General features: G+C 61.0%; 17 protein-coding genes. 7 read left to right on the forward strand and 10 right to left on the reverse strand.

Going from position 1 to position 14,853, the window contains the following annotated elements; all coding sequences use genetic code 11:
• Positions 1–65: 65 nt before the first annotated feature.
• A complete protein-coding gene (rsmI, locus tag ACEWE8_RS10000; protein ID WP_046784848.1) occupies positions 66–941 on the reverse strand; it encodes a 16S rRNA (cytidine(1402)-2'-O)-methyltransferase in 876 nt (291 codons plus the stop codon).
• Between the two features lie 187 nt (positions 942–1,128).
• On the opposite strand from rsmI, the gene ACEWE8_RS10005 reads away from it, so the two are divergent.
• The 5 genes from ACEWE8_RS10005 (at position 1,129) to ACEWE8_RS10025 (ending at position 4,870) form a co-directional block, all read left to right on the forward strand.
• Positions 1,129–2,946, forward strand: a complete 1,818-nt coding sequence (locus ACEWE8_RS10005; protein ID WP_046784847.1) for a penicillin-binding protein activator — start codon at positions 1,129–1,131, stop codon at positions 2,944–2,946.
• A complete protein-coding gene (locus tag ACEWE8_RS10010) occupies positions 2,946–3,317 on the forward strand; it encodes a YraN family protein (RefSeq protein ID WP_046784846.1) in 372 nt (123 codons plus the stop codon). The genes ACEWE8_RS10005 and ACEWE8_RS10010 overlap by 1 nt, the downstream gene beginning before the upstream one ends.
• Before the next feature lie 86 nt (positions 3,318–3,403).
• The gene (locus tag ACEWE8_RS10015; protein WP_008097558.1) at positions 3,404–3,997 is read left to right on the forward strand and encodes a phosphoheptose isomerase; all 594 of its coding nucleotides are present in this window, start codon (positions 3,404–3,406) and stop codon (positions 3,995–3,997) included.
• On the forward strand, positions 3,994–4,572 hold the full coding sequence (locus ACEWE8_RS10020; RefSeq protein WP_012312856.1) for a BON domain-containing protein: 579 nt from the start codon (positions 3,994–3,996) through the stop codon (positions 4,570–4,572). The genes ACEWE8_RS10015 and ACEWE8_RS10020 overlap by 4 nt, the downstream gene beginning before the upstream one ends.
• Before the next feature lie 79 nt (positions 4,573–4,651).
• The gene (locus ACEWE8_RS10025; protein ID WP_046784845.1) at positions 4,652–4,870 is read left to right on the forward strand and encodes a YgdI/YgdR family lipoprotein; all 219 of its coding nucleotides are present in this window, start codon (positions 4,652–4,654) and stop codon (positions 4,868–4,870) included.
• Between the two features lie 51 nt (positions 4,871–4,921).
• Here ACEWE8_RS10025 and ACEWE8_RS10030 read toward each other — a convergent pair whose 3' ends face one another.
• From ACEWE8_RS10030 to rplM, 7 genes are all read right to left on the reverse strand, one after another.
• A complete protein-coding gene (locus ACEWE8_RS10030) occupies positions 4,922–5,353 on the reverse strand; it encodes a ClpXP protease specificity-enhancing factor (RefSeq protein ID WP_046784844.1) in 432 nt (143 codons plus the stop codon).
• A gap of 10 nt (positions 5,354–5,363) precedes the next feature.
• Complete coding sequence (locus ACEWE8_RS10035) at positions 5,364–5,987, reverse strand: glutathione S-transferase N-terminal domain-containing protein (protein WP_046784843.1); 624 nt, start codon at positions 5,985–5,987, stop codon at positions 5,364–5,366.
• Between the two features lie 120 nt (positions 5,988–6,107).
• Positions 6,108–6,887, reverse strand: a complete 780-nt coding sequence (locus ACEWE8_RS10040) for a cytochrome c1 (RefSeq protein ID WP_046784842.1) — start codon at positions 6,885–6,887, stop codon at positions 6,108–6,110.
• Positions 6,887–8,098 carry a cytochrome bc complex cytochrome b subunit gene (locus tag ACEWE8_RS10045; protein WP_042111179.1) on the reverse strand — a complete coding sequence of 404 codons (1,212 nt, stop codon included), beginning with the start codon at positions 8,096–8,098 and terminating at the stop codon, positions 6,887–6,889. Before ACEWE8_RS10045 ends, ACEWE8_RS10040 begins: the two co-directional genes overlap by 1 nt.
• Entirely contained in the window at positions 8,098–8,691 is a 594-nt protein-coding gene (gene petA, locus ACEWE8_RS10050; RefSeq protein WP_039604011.1) for a ubiquinol-cytochrome c reductase iron-sulfur subunit, read from the reverse strand. The genes ACEWE8_RS10045 and petA overlap by 1 nt, the downstream gene beginning before the upstream one ends.
• A 263-nt stretch (positions 8,692–8,954) precedes the next feature.
• On the reverse strand, positions 8,955–9,347 hold the full coding sequence (rpsI, locus tag ACEWE8_RS10055; RefSeq protein WP_046784841.1) for a 30S ribosomal protein S9: 393 nt from the start codon (positions 9,345–9,347) through the stop codon (positions 8,955–8,957).
• A 14-nt stretch (positions 9,348–9,361) separates the two neighbouring features.
• A complete protein-coding gene (gene rplM, locus ACEWE8_RS10060; RefSeq protein WP_008097538.1) occupies positions 9,362–9,790 on the reverse strand; it encodes a 50S ribosomal protein L13 in 429 nt (142 codons plus the stop codon).
• A 257-nt stretch (positions 9,791–10,047) separates the two neighbouring features.
• Between rplM and ACEWE8_RS10065 the strand changes: the two genes are divergently transcribed.
• Both ACEWE8_RS10065 and ACEWE8_RS10070 read left to right on the forward strand, forming a co-directional pair.
• Complete coding sequence (locus ACEWE8_RS10065; protein ID WP_046784840.1) at positions 10,048–11,088, forward strand: NADP(H)-dependent aldo-keto reductase; 1,041 nt, start codon at positions 10,048–10,050, stop codon at positions 11,086–11,088.
• A 219-nt stretch (positions 11,089–11,307) separates the two neighbouring features.
• Complete coding sequence (locus ACEWE8_RS10070) at positions 11,308–12,228, forward strand: GlxA family transcriptional regulator (RefSeq protein ID WP_172655354.1); 921 nt, start codon at positions 11,308–11,310, stop codon at positions 12,226–12,228.
• Between the two features lie 79 nt (positions 12,229–12,307).
• Here the strand turns inward: ACEWE8_RS10070 and zapE are convergent, their stop codons facing one another.
• A complete protein-coding gene (gene zapE / locus ACEWE8_RS10075) occupies positions 12,308–13,402 on the reverse strand; it encodes a cell division protein ZapE (RefSeq protein ID WP_039603943.1) in 1,095 nt (364 codons plus the stop codon).
• Positions 13,403–13,487: 85 nt separating this feature from the next.
• The gene (locus ACEWE8_RS10080) at positions 13,488–14,837 is read right to left on the reverse strand and encodes a tryptophan--tRNA ligase (protein ID WP_046784839.1); all 1,350 of its coding nucleotides are present in this window, start codon (positions 14,835–14,837) and stop codon (positions 13,488–13,490) included.
• Positions 14,838–14,853 lie beyond the last annotated feature (16 nt).

Consider the following 14,853-nt stretch of genomic DNA (forward strand, 5'->3'; position numbering starts at 1 on the left):
CGGCGCCAAGGTTAACGGCAGCTGCGCTCAAGAACAAGCAATACCGCAACTATATCAAATTGCCACTACTGCGGTTTCTGCTTTTCCAGTGCCGCCTGATACAACAGGTTCTTGCGCACACCGGTGATCTCGGCCGCCAAGGCCGCCGCACGCTTGAGCGGCAACTCGGCCAGCAGCAGGTCCAGCACACGCTGCGCTTGAACACTGATCGCCGCCTCACCTTCCGGCGCACTCCAGCCACCGACCAACACCACGCACTCGCCGCGCTGCTGGTTACTGTCACCCGCCACGAACTCGCACAACTCTGCGAGCGGCAGCCCTTTGAGGGTCTCGAAGGTTTTGGTCAGCTCACGTGCGAGCAACGCCGGGCGCTCGGCACCGAACACCAGCTTCATATCCTCCAGACACTCAAGAATACGATGAGGCGCTTCGTAGAAAATCAACGTGCGCGGCTCCTCCTTCACCTGCTCGAGCCGGCCACGGCGACCGGCGCTTTTGGCGGGGAGGAAACCTTCGAAAATGAACCGATCGGAGGGCAGCCCGGCCGCCGAAAGCGCGGCGATCAGCGCGCAGGCGCCAGGCACAGGCACCACATCGACACCTGCGGCTCGCGCCTGACGCACCAGGTGGTAGCCAGGATCGGAAATCAACGGTGTACCGGCATCGGAAACCAACGCCACATCCTCACCGGCCAACAGCTTGGTGATGAATCGCCCGCCTTCGTCCCGCTCATTGTGCTCGTGACAGGCTGCCAGCGGCGTATCGATGCCGAAATGCTGCAGCAGGCGGATCGAGTGCCGGGTGTCCTCGGCGGCGATCAAGGCGACGTTGGCCAGCACCTTCAATGCCCTGGCGCTCATGTCGTCGAGGTTGCCAATGGGGGTTGCGACCACATACAGCGTCCCCACGGTGGATTTCGAAGCCCCTGCCACATCAGTCACTGCGCACACCTGCCTTTCGGATCAAAGGCGCCATTGTAGCCCGAGCGCCGGTAACAGGGCGCAAAGAACTTCACCTGCGGCCACGTCAAGTACACCTATAGTGAAGGTTCCCGTTCAGCAACATCGCGCCCCGGCCAACGCTTGGGTACAATTGCCGGCCAACTTGATCGAGTAACAGGACCTTTACATGATCGCTTGCCTGCGGCTGCTCACAGCCCTCTGCCTCGCTGCCCTGCTGGCAGCCTGCGCCAGCTCGCCCTCATCCAGCCTCGGAGAGCTGCCACGCACGCCGGACGCCAGCATCGAGCAACTGCTCGAAAAAGCGGCGGCCAGCACGTCTGCCGAAGATGCCGCCCTGCTGCGCCTGAGCGCTGCCGACCTGGCTTACAAGCAGAAGGATTACCCGCGCGCCGCACGCATCCTCGAGCAGGTCCCCATGGATACGCTCAAGCCCGCCCAACAAATCTTCGCCGCCACACTTGGCGCCGAACTGGCCATGAGCCGCAACCAGCCCAAAGCCGCCCTCAGCGCCCTCTCGCACAGCAGCCTGCAGCACCTCGCCCAACTGCCGGCAGAGCAGCAGGTGCGCACCTATGGCGTCCACGCCGCCGCCCTTGAAGCCGACGGCCAGGCCCTGGCCGCTGCACAACAGCGCGTAATGCTGGGCCCACTGCTCAGCGGCCAGGCTGCCAGCGCCAACAATGACGCGATCTGGGCCCTGGTCGCCTCGCTGCCGGCAGAGCAACTGCAGCAGCCCGCCGGCGACCAGACCCTGGCCGGCTGGACCAGCCTGGCCCTGGCCGTGAAAAGCGCCGGCACCCTGGAGCAGCAACAGGCCGCCATCGAAACCTGGCGCAAGCAGCACCCCGACCACCCCGCGGCACAGCAGCTGCCATCGGCTCTGGTCAAGCTCAAGGAACTGGCAAGCCAGCCGCTGACCAAGATCGGTCTGCTGCTGCCCCAGGAAGGCCCGCTTGCCGGTGTCGCCCGCGCCCTGCGTGACGGCTTCATGGCCGCGCACTTCCAGGCCCAGCAGGCTGGCCAGCAAGCGCCGGCCGTACAGGTGTACGACAGCTCACGCATCGGCTCGCTGGACGAGTTCTATCGTCAGGCCCAGGCCGATGGCGTGCAACTGGTAGTCGGCCCCCTGGAAAAAGCGCTGGTAAAGAAACTGGCCGCCAATGCGCAGCTGCCCATCACGACCCTCGCCCTGAATTACGCCGACGCCGGCCAGAACGCCCCACCACAACTGTTCCAGTTCGGCCTGGCGGCTGAAGACGAAGCCCGCGAAGTCTCGCGCCGCGCCCGCGCCGACGGCATGGTTCGCGCAGTGGCCCTGGTGCCGAGCGGTGAATGGGGCGAACGCGTGCTTGCCGCGTTCCGCCAGGACTGGGAAGGCAATGGCGGCACCATCATCGCCGCCGAGCGCATCGCCCAGCCGGTCGCCCTGGCCCAGCAGATCGCCAACCTGTTCCAGCTGCGCCAGAGCGAAGGCCGCGCACAGAGCCTGCAAAGCACCGTGGGCGGCACCATTGCCGCGCAGCCATCGCGCCGCCAGGACATCGACTTCATCTTCCTGGCCTCGACCCCGCAACAGGCGCAGCAGATCAAACCGACCCTGAACTTCCAGTACGCTGGCGACGTTCCGGTCTACGCCACCTCGAACCTTTACAGCGCCAGCGGTGACGTCAACCAGTACAAAGACATGAACGGCATTCGCTTCTGCGAAACCCCGTGGCTGCTCGACACCACCAACAGCCTGCGCCAGCAGGTGGTTCAGCAGTGGCCACAAGCCGCTGGCAGCCTCGGCCGCCTGTATGCAATGGGTGTAGATGCCTATAGCCTGGCGCCACGCCTGGGCCAGCTCAAAGCACTGCCGGACAACCGTGTACAAGGCCTTTCCGGCAGCCTGAGCATGAGCGCCAGCCAGCGCATCGAGCGCCAGCTGCCATGGGCTGAATTCTCTGGCGGCCAGGTCAAGCGCCTGCCCGATACCATCCGCTGATGCCCCAAGCATCGCCAACCAGCGCCGGCCAGGCCGCAGAAAACCAGGCCCTTGAGTTTCTTCAAGGGCAAGGCCTGCAACTGCTGACGCGCAATTGGCGATGCAAAGGCGGCGAGCTTGATCTGGTCATGCTCGACACCGATACAGTAGTATTCGTCGAAGTCCGCTATCGGTTGCACGCGGGCTTCGGTGGCGCCCTGGGCAGTATCGACGGGCGCAAGCAGAAGCGACTGGTGCATGCCGCCAGCCTTTTTCTGCTGAAGGAGTCTTGCTGGGCCAACCACCCTTGCCGCTTCGATGTTGTCGCCTTGCAGGGTAGCCACCATGCAGGCAGGCCGCTTCAATGGCTGAAAAACGCCTTCGAATGCTGAACCCACTCCCCTATTTTTGCTCTATGTTTCGCGGGCTGGTCCCTGTTGCGCGTAGCAAAGGCCACCGCCCCACTTAAGGTCACCAGATGGACATGCAATCCCGAATTCGCCGGCTGTTCCAGGCCAGCATCGATACCAAGCAACAGGCAATGGACATCCTGGCACCGCACATCGAGCAGGCCAGCCTGGTCATGGTCAATGCGCTGCTCAACGAGGGCAAGATGCTCGCCTGCGGCAACGGCGGCTCGGCCGGCGACGCCCAGCATTTCTCTTCGGAGCTGCTCAACCGCTTTGAGCGCGAGCGTCCGAGCCTGCCGGCAATCGCTTTGACCACCGACAGCTCGACACTGACCTCGATTGCCAACGACTACAGCTACAACGAAATCTTTTCCAAGCAGATTCGCGCCTTGGGCCAGCCCGGCGACGTCCTGCTGGCGATTTCGACCAGCGGCAACTCGGCAAACGTGATTCAAGCGATCCAGGCGGCACATGATCGCGAAATGATTGTCGTAGCATTGACCGGGCGTGACGGTGGCGGCATGGCTTCGCTGCTGTTGCCCGAGGACGTGGAGATCCGCGTACCCTCGACGGTCACTGCACGCATCCAGGAAGTCCACCTGCTGGCGATCCACTGCCTGTGTGATCTGATCGACAGCCAACTGTTCGGGAGTGAAGAATGATCCCCAAGCGCCTCGGCCTGATGGCCCTGACCCTGTGCCTGAGCGTCACCGGCTGCAGCTCGGTACTGACCTCGACCCGCAATTCGCCGATCGAGGATGATCGCGGCACTCGCACCATCGGCAGCAAGATCGACGACTCGTTGATCGAAACCAAGGCCGCTGTAAACATCTCCAAGGCCAACCCTGATCTGGACAAGGGTTCGCACATTGTCGTCAGTAGCTACAACGGCATTGTCCTGCTCGCCGGCCAAACCCCGCGCGCCGACCTGAAGAGCCTGGCCGAGCAGACTGCCAGCCAGGTGCAGCGGGTCAAGCGGGTGCATAACGAGCTGCAGGTGATGCAACCCTCCTCCATCCTTGCGCGCAATAACGACGCCTGGCTGACCACCAAGATCAAGACCCAGATGCTCACCGACAATGCCGTGCCCAGCTCACGCATCAAGGTCATCACCGAGAACGGTATCGTCTACCTGCTAGGCCTGGTTACCCAGCAGGAAGCCAACTCCGCCACTGCCGTGGTACAGGGCGTGTCGGGCGTGCAAAAGATCGTCAAGCTGTTCGAGTACATCGACTGATACGCTTGCCTGCACCGGCCCTCGCATACCGGCACAGGCATCCTAATGGCTCCACCTTCAGAACTTCAGGAAACACCGCATGAAAAAGCTTCTGCTGCCCGCCCTGTTGATCGGCGCCTTCGCCACCCTGGCCGGCTGCTCCACCCCTAGCCTGATCACCCTGAACGACGGTCGCGAATTCCAGACTGTTGACGAACCACAGTTTGATCAGGACTCCGGCTTCTACGAGTTCCAGCAGCTCGACGGCAAACAGACCCGCGTTAACCGTGACCAGATTCGCACCATCAGCGACCTGTAACCACCACCGTGCTGCAAAGAAAAAGGCGACCCAACCGGATCGCCTTTTTTGTTACTTGACCACCTTCAGGCTCGGCCGACCACTCGGGCGCGGCGGCTGCCCCCCACCTTCCGGCGGGCCATCATCATCCGGCTCGACACCCTCGTCTTCCAGCTCTTCACCCTCCATCAACGGAGGCTCCAGCTCGAAGACCATGCCTTGGCCGTTCTCCCGGGCATAAATGCCCAGAATCGCGCCGACCGGCACGAACAACGAGTGGGCAACGCCACCGAAGCGCCCCTCGAAGCTCACCGCGTCGTTGTCCATGTGCAGGCTGCGCACGGCACTTGGGGAAATGTTCAGGACGATCTGGCCGTCACTGGCGAAACCTTGCGGCACCTGGACTGCCGGATATTCGGCATTGACCAGCATATGGGGCGTGCAATCGTTGTCGACGATCCACTCGTACAGTGCTCGAACCAGATAGGGGCGACTGGAGTTCATCAACGGCTCCTTAAAGCTTGCGCATTTCACGTTCAACGGAGGACAGGCTCGCCAGGAAAGGCTCACGGGCGAACTGCCGCTCCATATAATCCAGCAGCGGCTTTGCTTGCCGCGGCAATTCGATACCCAGTACCGGCAAACGCCAGAGTATGGGCAATAGACAACAATCGACCAGGCTTTGCTCATCGCTCATGAAACAAGCGAACTCGTTGAACAATGGCGAGACGCCCGTCAGGCTCTCACGCAGTGCCTTGCGCGCCTCGGCACGAGCGGCATCACTGCTGCGCGAATCGAGCACGGTATCGGCCAGCGCGCACCAGTCACGCTGAATGCGATGCATCAACAAGCGGCTGTTACCACGCGCCACCGGATACACCGGCATCAGGGGCGGATGCGGATAACGCTCCTCGAGGTATTCCATCACCACGGTCGATTCATACAACGCAAGATCGCGGTCGACCAGGGTCGGCACGCTGCCGTAAGGGTTCACTTCACCCAGCTTGGGTGGCAGACGACCGGGATCGACGTCGATGATCTGCACGCTGACACCTTTCTCGGCGAGAACCAGGCGTACCCGATGAGAATAATGGTCAGCGGGGTCGGAATAGCAGGCTAACCTGATGGTCGCGCCCATGTAGCGCCTCCTCGCATGGGGATGCTTGTGAAACTGCAAATGCAAACGCGCCCTGGAGGCCCCTTCGCATACACGAGGGAGCGCCCAGGGCGCGTTCAACTACCAGAAACTACTGCGTGATCAGTGCACGTCCTTCCAGTATTCGCGCTTGAGCAAGTAGGCGAACACGAAGAAGAAGGCCAGGTACAGCAACACATACGTGCCGATGCGCTGGCTTTCCAGTTTGACCGGGTTGGCCGAATAGGCCAGGAAGGTCACCAGGTTCTTGACCTTCTCGTCGAACTGCTCAGGCGTCAGGGTACCGGAATTCGGCGTGATGGTCAGCTGGTCACACGCTTCATGGGTCAAAGGGCTGCCGGTCAAGGGGTCGAATTGCTTCTTGCCATCGACCACCATCTGCACCTGCTTGCACCCGATCACCTGATTGCCCTGCAGCCCGACCAGCACATTGGGCATACCGACATTCGGGAACACCTTGTTGTTAACCCCGTAAGGTCGCGACTTGTCCTCATAGAAGCTGCGCAGGTAGGTGTACAGCCAGTCGGTACCACGCACCCGGGCAACCAGGGTAAGGTCCGGTGGCGCAGCACCGAACCAGGTCTTGGCGTCATCGGGCTTCATGCCGATGTTCATGTGGTCGCCGATCTTGGCACCCGTGAACACCAGCTTCTCCAGCATCAACTCATGGGGTATTCCCAAGTCATCGGCTACGCGCTCGTAACGCTGGAACTTGGCACTGTGGCAACCCATGCAATAGTTGGCGAAAGTCCGTGCGCCATCCTGCATCGCAGCCTTGTCCGTCAGGTCGACATCGACTTTGTCCAGCTCCAGCCCCGGTCCGGCAGCAAAGGAAAAGGCAGGCATCACTGCCAGCAAAAATACTGCAATCAACTTTTTCATCAGCCAGTCACCCTTTCCGGAACCGGTTTGGTCTTCTCAAGCCTTGTGTAGAACGGCATCAGCAGGAAGTAGGCGAAGTACAGCACGGTGCACACCTGCGACAGCAGCGTGCGACCTGGCGTAGGTGCCAGCACCCCCAAAATGCCGAGGATGACGAAGGAAATGCAGAACACCAGCAGGAAGACCTTGCTGATCCAGCCCTTGTAGCGCATGGAGCGTACCGGGCTTCGATCGAGCCAAGGCAATACGAACAGCACGGCGATCGCCGCCCCCATGGCGATTACGCCCATAAGCTTGTCGGGCACCGCACGCAGAATCGCGTAGAACGGCGTGAAGTACCAGACCGGCGCAATATGCTCAGGCGTCTTGAACGCATTGGCCTGTTCGAAGTTGGGTTTTTCCAGGAAGTAACCGCCCATTTCCGGGAAGAAGAACACTACCGCACAGAACACGAACAGGAATACCACCACGCCGACAATGTCCTTGACGGTGTAGTAAGGGTGGAACGGAATACCATCCAGCGGGATACCGTTTTCGTCCTTTTTCTTCTTGATATCGACCCCGTCCGGGTTGTTCGAACCCACCTCGTGCAGGGCCAGAATGTGCAACACGACCAGCCCGAGAATGACGATCGGCAGGGCCACGACGTGCAGCGCGAAGAAGCGGTTCAGGGTAATGCCGGAAATAAGGTAGTCACCACGAATCCACTGGGTGAGATCGTCGCCGATCACCGGAATGGCACCGAACAGCGAGATGATCACCTGCGCCCCCCAGTAAGACATCTGACCCCACGGCAGCAGATAGCCCATGAAGGCCTCGGCCATCAGCGCCAGGTAGATCAGCATGCCGAACAGCCAGACCAGTTCACGTGGCTTCTGATAGGAGCCATAGAGCAGGCCGCGGAACATGTGCAGGTAGACCACGACAAAGAACGCCGAAGCACCGGTGGAGTGCAGGTAGCGCAGGATCCAGCCGTACTCCACGTCACGCATGATGTACTCGACCGAAGCGAAGGCCTCCTCCGCCGAGGGTGTGAAACTCATGGTCAGCCATACACCGGTGACAATCTGGTTGACCAGCACCAGCAGGGCCAGCGAGCCGAAGAAATACAGGAAGTTGAAGTTCTTGGGCGCGTAATACTTGCTCAGGTGCTCTTCCCACATCTTGGTGGCGGGGAAGCGAGCATCAATCCAGTCCATGAACTTGCTCATCATGCTTTCTCCTGGTCGACGCCGATGACGACGATGTCATCCGACTCGTAAGAGTGCGGCGGCACTGGCAGGTTGAGAGGCGCTGGCTGCGATTTGTAGACACGCCCCGCCAGGTCGTAGTGGGAACCATGGCAGGGGCAGAAATAGCCGCCCACCCACTTGGGCCCCAGATCGGCGGGCGCAACTTCCGGGCGGAAGGTCGGTGAGCACCCAAGGTGAGTGCACAGGCCCACGAGAATGAGGATTTCCGGCTTGATCGAGCGTACCTGGGGGTCGACGTACTCCGGCTGTACGGAGGCCTTCGATTCAGGGTCGGCGAGCTCGGCAGTGACTTTTTTCAGGTTACCGAGGATCTCATCCGTTCGCCGCACGATGAACACAGGCTGGCCACGCCATTCCGCAACCATCTGCTGCCCAGGCTCAACCTTGGCGATGTTGACCTTCACCGGTGCCCCGGCCGCCTTCGCCTTGGCGCTGGGAAACCATGACCCCACGAACGGTACCGCAGCCCCCACTGCCCCCGCTGCCCCGACCACGGATGTCGCGGCTACGAGGAAGCGGCGCCGGCCTGCGTTGACGCCGTCATTGCTCATTCAGTCCTCTCCCATCAGCTTGCTTGGCCTGTTGGATCAGGCCTGTACTTAGGTAATGTCTGTGGCACCCCAAATTGGCCGCCATGGTAAGAAACAAATCCACACAGTGACAAGGTGATTAACCCAGGTATGGGCTACAACCCTCGCTTTGCTTGATCTGCGTCTATGCGACAGGACACCACGGACATGCTGACAGGTTAGTTCAAGCCATAAAAAAAGCCCGGTTCCAAAGAACCGGGCTTTTTTCGACTGCCGAAGCGGTATTAACGCTTGGAGTACTGAGGACGCTTACGCGCTTTACGCAGACCCACTTTCTTACGCTCGACTTCACGAGCGTCGCGGGTGACGTAGCCAGCACGACGCAGAGCGCCACGCAGGGTTTCGTCGTATTCCATCAGAGCGCGGGTGATACCGTGACGGATCGCACCGGCTTGACCGCTGACACCACCACCGGCAACGGTGACGTAGATGTCGAACTTCGCGGTGGTCTCGGTCAGCTCCAGCGGCTGGCGAACAACCATACGAGCGGTTTCGCGGCCGAAGAAGGTGTCCAGAGGACGGTTGTTGATGGAGATGTTACCAGTACCCGGACGCAGGAAAACGCGAGCGGTTGCGGTCTTGCGACGGCCAGTGCCGTAATTTTGAGTCGCCGACATAATGAACTATCCCGTTAGATCTTCAGTTCTTGAGGCTGCTGAGCAGTGTGTGGGTGAGCAGCACCCGCGTACACTTTCAGCTTACGGTACATGTCGCGACCCAGCGGGTTCTTCGGCAGCATGCCTTTGACCGCGGTTTCGATAACACGCTCAGGGGCCTTGGCGATCAACTTCTCGAAGTTGATTTCCTTGATACCGCCCGGGAAGCCGGAGTGGGAGTAGTACATCTTGTCGGAAGACTTGGCGCCAGTTACACGGATTTGCTCGGCGTTGATGACGACGATGTAGTCGCCGGTGTCAACGTGAGGAGTGTATTCTGGTTTGTGCTTGCCACGCAGACGGCTAGCGATTTCGGTAGCCAGACGACCCAGGGTCTGGCCAGCGGCGTCGACTACGAACCACTCGCGCTTTACTGTTTCCGGTTTAGCAGTAAAAGTTTTCATTCTCTAAAGCCTCAGAGGCCGCCCAGCGAAAAATAGACGGCGAATCTTACTGGATAGTGCACAGCTTGCCAAGGGCAAGCGCGCAGCCGAACACAGACGCTTTTGGGGGCTCGGGTCGGGCACGCCAATGTTCGACGGGGTTCTTCCTGCGTGGTGGTGCATCACTTCCGCCACACGGAGAGGGGCCGAATTATCCAGATTGCGCGAAAAATTTCAACCTGCTTTTATGGGTGTCTTTGCCAAGGAGTGTTTTCCCGATGGAATACCGCAAGCTCGGCCGTACCGATCTCGATGTCAGCGCCCTGTGCCTGGGCACCATGACCTGGGGCGAGCAGAACGACGAGGCCGAGGCCTTCGCCCAGATCAAACTGGCCAAAACCAGCGGGGTCAATTTTATCGACACCGCCGAAATGTATCCGGTGCCGCCACGCCCCGAGACCTATGCCGCCACCGAGCGCATCATCGGCAACTGGTTCCGCCAGCACGGCGACCGCGATGACTGGATTCTCGCCAGCAAGGTCGCCGGCCCCGGCAACGGTATCAGCCACATCCGCGACGGCCAGCTCAAGCACAACCGCCAGCACATCGTGGCGGCGCTGGATGCGAGCCTTGAGCGCCTGCAAACCGACCGTATCGACCTGTATCAGCTGCACTGGCCGGAGCGCAGCACCAACTTCTTCGGCAAGCTGGGTTACCAGCACCTGCCGCATGACCTGTTCACCCCACTGGAAGAAACCCTCGAGGTGCTCGACGAGCAGGTGCGGGCAGGCAAGATCCGCCACATTGGCCTTTCCAACGAAACGCCGTGGGGCACCATGAAGTTCCTGCAACTGGCCGAAACCCGCGGCTGGCCACGGGCGGTGTCGATCCAGAACCCGTACAACCTGCTCAACCGCAGCTTCGAGGTGGGCCTGGCGGAAGTGGCCATCCGCGAGCAGTGTGGCCTGCTGGCCTACTCGCCGCTGGCCTTCGGCATGCTGTCGGGCAAATACGAGAACGGCGCCCGGCCGGAAAAAGGCCGCCTGACCCTGTTCAGCCGCTTCGCCCGCTACTCCAACCCGCAGACCGTGGCGGCCTGCAGCCGCTATGTGCAACTGGCCCAGGCACACGGGCTGGACCCGGCACAAATGGCCCTGGCATTCGTCACCCGCCAGCCCTTCGTGACCAGCAACATCGTCGGTGCCACTGACCTGGTACAACTTCAGAGCAACCTCAAAAGCCTGGAGCTGAACCTGAGTGATGAGCTGCTGGCGGCGATCGAGGCCGTTCATCAGGAGCAGCCCAACCCGGCACCTTGAACAAAGCGGCAAGAAAAAGCAGAGCGGTGTCGCAGCCTCTGCTTTTTTCTTGCCGCTTGCAGCTTGAAGCTTGCAGCTCGACAAAAAACATAAGACGATCCAGCCGGTGATTGACCACTCTACCCTATAAGAACAATGACAATGATGTTTACCCAACCCTCCGCGTCATTGCGGCGCGTCAGCATCCTGGCCATTGACAAGGTGTTCGCTTCGACCTTGATGCAAGCCAAGGACTTTTTCCACCTCGCCAGCCTGCGCTACAGCAAACAGCTGGGCCTGGGCCTGCAGCCCATGTTCGAGATCTGCCTGGTGAGCCCCGACGGCCAGCCGGTGGACAGTTTCAGCAATGTGCAGCTGCCGGTCGATGGCGGCCTGGACGACGCCGATGTGATCATCCTCCCAGCCTTCTGGGAAGACTTCGACAACCTGCTGCAACGTTATCCGCAAGTGCTGCCCTGGTTGCGCGAGCAACATGCCCGCGGCGCCGTACTCTGCGCTGAAGCCAGCGGGGTATTCTGGCTGGCCGAGTCCGGCCTGCTCGACGGCAAGGAGGCGACCACCTACTGGCGCTTCTTCACCAGCTTCGCCGAGCGCTACCCGAAGATCCGGCTGAACCAGGACAAGCACCTGACCGACGCCGACAACCTTTACTGCGCCGGCGGCACCACCTCGGCCTGCGACCTGTACATCTACCTGATCGAACGCTTCTGCGGGGCCAACGTGGCCCGCGCCGTGGCCCGTGACATCCTCTACGAAGTGCAGCGCAACTACACCCCTGGGCGCATGGGTTTCGGTGGGCAGAAGCTGCACCAGGACCTGATCATCCTGCAGATTCAACACTGGCTCGAGGAGCACTTTGCCGACAAGTTCCGCTTCGAGGATGTGGCCCGCAACCATGGCATGAGCATCCGCAACTTCATGCGGCGTTTCCAGGGCGCGACCGGCGACAAGCCGCTGCACTACCTGCAGCGGCTACGGATAGAAACAGCCAAGGGGTTGCTGTCGAGCACACGCAAGAGCATCAAGACCATCAGCTATGAAGTCGGCTATGACGATGCGAGTTTCTTTGCGCGGCTGTTCCGCCAGCACACGGAATTGTCGCCGAACCAGTATCGGCAGCAGTTTATGCAGGAAGCCTGAATTCAGCCCAAGCGACCATCTGTAGGAGCGGCCTTGCCGGGGCGCCGGACCGGCAAGGCGCTCCTACAGCGCAAGGACCTCAGGGCTTGTGCGCGCGGGCCAGGAATTCGTGCGACTGCATCTCCAGCAACCGGCTCAAGGTGCGCTGGAACTCGAAGCTCAGGCGCCCACCGGTGTACAAATCCTTCAGCTCTACCTCGGCCGAAATGATCAGCTTGACGTTGCGGTCGTAGAACTCGTCCACCATGTTGATGAAGCGCCGGGCGATGTCGTCGGTGGTGACGCCCATCTGCTCGACGTTGCTCAACAGCACGGCATGGAAAATCTTGCCCAGTTCAATGTAGTCGTTCTGGCTGCGCGGCCCGTCGCACAGGGCGCGGAAGTCGAACCAGGCGACATCGTCACAGGTACGCAGCGCATGGATCGGGCGGTTCTCGATCATCAGCACGTCATTGTCGACGGCCTGGGTGCACTCGGGTGTCAGCGCCTTGAAGCTCGCACGCATGCTCTGCTCGGCAGCCTCGTCGAGCGGGAAGTGGAACAGTTCGGCCTGCTCCAGGTGACGCAGGCGGTAGTCGACCCCGCTGTCGACGTTCACCACGTCCGTATACTGCTTGATCATGGCGATGGCCGGCAGGAAGCGCGCACGCTGCAGGCCATCCTTGTACAGGCCGTCGGGGACGATGTTGGAGGTCGCCACCAGCGATACGCCGTTCTTGAACAGCTCTTCCATCAGGGTGCCGAGGATCATGGCATCGGTGATGTCGGAGACGAAGAATTCGTCGAAACAGATCACCTTGGCTTCATCGCTGAAGCGCTTGGCGATCAGGGTCAGCGGGTTCTTCTCGCCCTTGAGGGTTTTCATCTCCTCGTGAACGCGCTTCATGAAGCGGTGGAAGTGCGTACGCATCTTCTGCTTGAACGGCAGCGCTTCATAGAAGGTATCGACCAAGTAGGTCTTGCCCCGGCCTACCCCGCCCCAGAAATACAGGCCTTTGACCGGCGTCTGCTCCTTCTTGCCGAACAGCTTGCCGAACATGCCCGGCTTGTTGTTCTGCGCGTGCACCAGGTCGTCGTACAGGCGCTGCAAGTGACGCACCGCAGTTTCCTGCGCCGCATCATGGAAGAAGTCGGGACGTTTCAGATCTGCTTGATATCGTTCTAGGGGCGTCATGATTTCGTTAGCGAGGCAACAAAAAACGGGCCGTCACTGTAGCGACCGGCCCGCCTAATGGCAATCAGACTTGCGTCAAACTGTCTCAGTCCTGCTGCGGCGCCAGGGCCTCACGCAGGCTTTGAACGGCCATGTCACGGGCCTGGGCACTGGCAAACTGCGGCCCGTCGGCAACCTGCTCGCCGTTCAGCCACAAGCTGAAGCCCAGGCCTTCGACACGCACATCGGCGTCGCCGCCCTGCTGCAACTGCTTGCTCACCGCACCCGCGCTCTTGCCGTCGGCGAAGCTGCGAGACAACAGCAGTTGCTCGCCATCAGCGGCCAACAGGCGGAAGCGGAAGCTGCCGTCCTCGTCACGGAAGCTGACGAAGCGTGCGCTCTTGACGGCCTTCTTCTTCACCTCTGTAGTGGCCTGCACGCTGCTACGGAACGAGCGCAGGCCAACGGCCTCGCGCAGTTGCTCGAGGAACGGCGTGGCGGTCTTGCGGGCCTTGGCAGCGCCGGCCAGCAGGATGTCTTCCAGGTCCGACGGGCGGGAAATCAGTTGGTGATAGTGCTCACGCTTCTCGGCCAGTTGCCCGTCAAGCAGCTGGAACAGGCGCTGCTTGGCCTCGCCCCAGCCCAGGCCCTGCAGCAGTTCTTCGCGAAACTCGGCGCATTGCACCGGCGTCGAGAAGGCCTGGAACAGGGTGAACAGGTGCGCGTTGTCCGGGTCTTTCGCTTCGCCAGGTGCACGCGAGTCGGTGACGATGCGCGAAATGGCGTCCTTCATGTCCTTGGCGCTGGAGAAAAGCGGGATGGTGTTGTCATAGCTCTTGGACATCTTGCGCCCGTCCAGGCCAGGCAACGTCGCCACACTTTCTTCGATAACCGCCTCTGGCAAGGCGAAGAAGTCCTTGCCTTGGCCGAACAGGTGGTTGAAGCGCTGGCCGATGTCACGGGCCATTTCCACGTGCTGGATCTGGTCGCGACCGACCGGCACCTTGTGCGCGTTGAACATCAGGATGTCCGCCGCCATCAGCACCGGGTAGCTGTAAAGGCCCATGGTCACGCCGGCGTCCGGGTCTTCGCCATTTTCGAGGTTCTTGTCCACCGAAGCCTTGTAGGCGTGCGCACGGTTGAGCAGGCCCTTGGCCGCGACGCAGGTGAGCAGCCAGGTCAGCTCGGGAATCTCGGGAATATCGGACTGACGGTAGAAGGTCACTTTGTCCGGGTCGAGGCCGCCGGCCAGCCAGGTAGCAGCGATTTCCAGACGCGAGCGCTGAATGCGCAGCGGGTCATCGCACTTGATCAGGGCGTGGTAGTCGGCCAAAAAGTAGAACGAGTCGGCCCCCGGCTGCTGGCTGGCGACGATCGCCGGGCGAATGGCACCGGCGTAGTTGCCCAGGTGTGGGGTACCGGTGGTGGTGATACCAGTGAGAATGCGCGTGGTCATGGGTGTTCGCTTATTC

The organism is Pseudomonas sp. TR47 (assembly GCF_044143025.1).
In the GTDB taxonomy this organism is placed as follows: Bacteria; Pseudomonadota; Gammaproteobacteria; order Pseudomonadales; family Pseudomonadaceae; genus Aquipseudomonas; species Aquipseudomonas putida_E.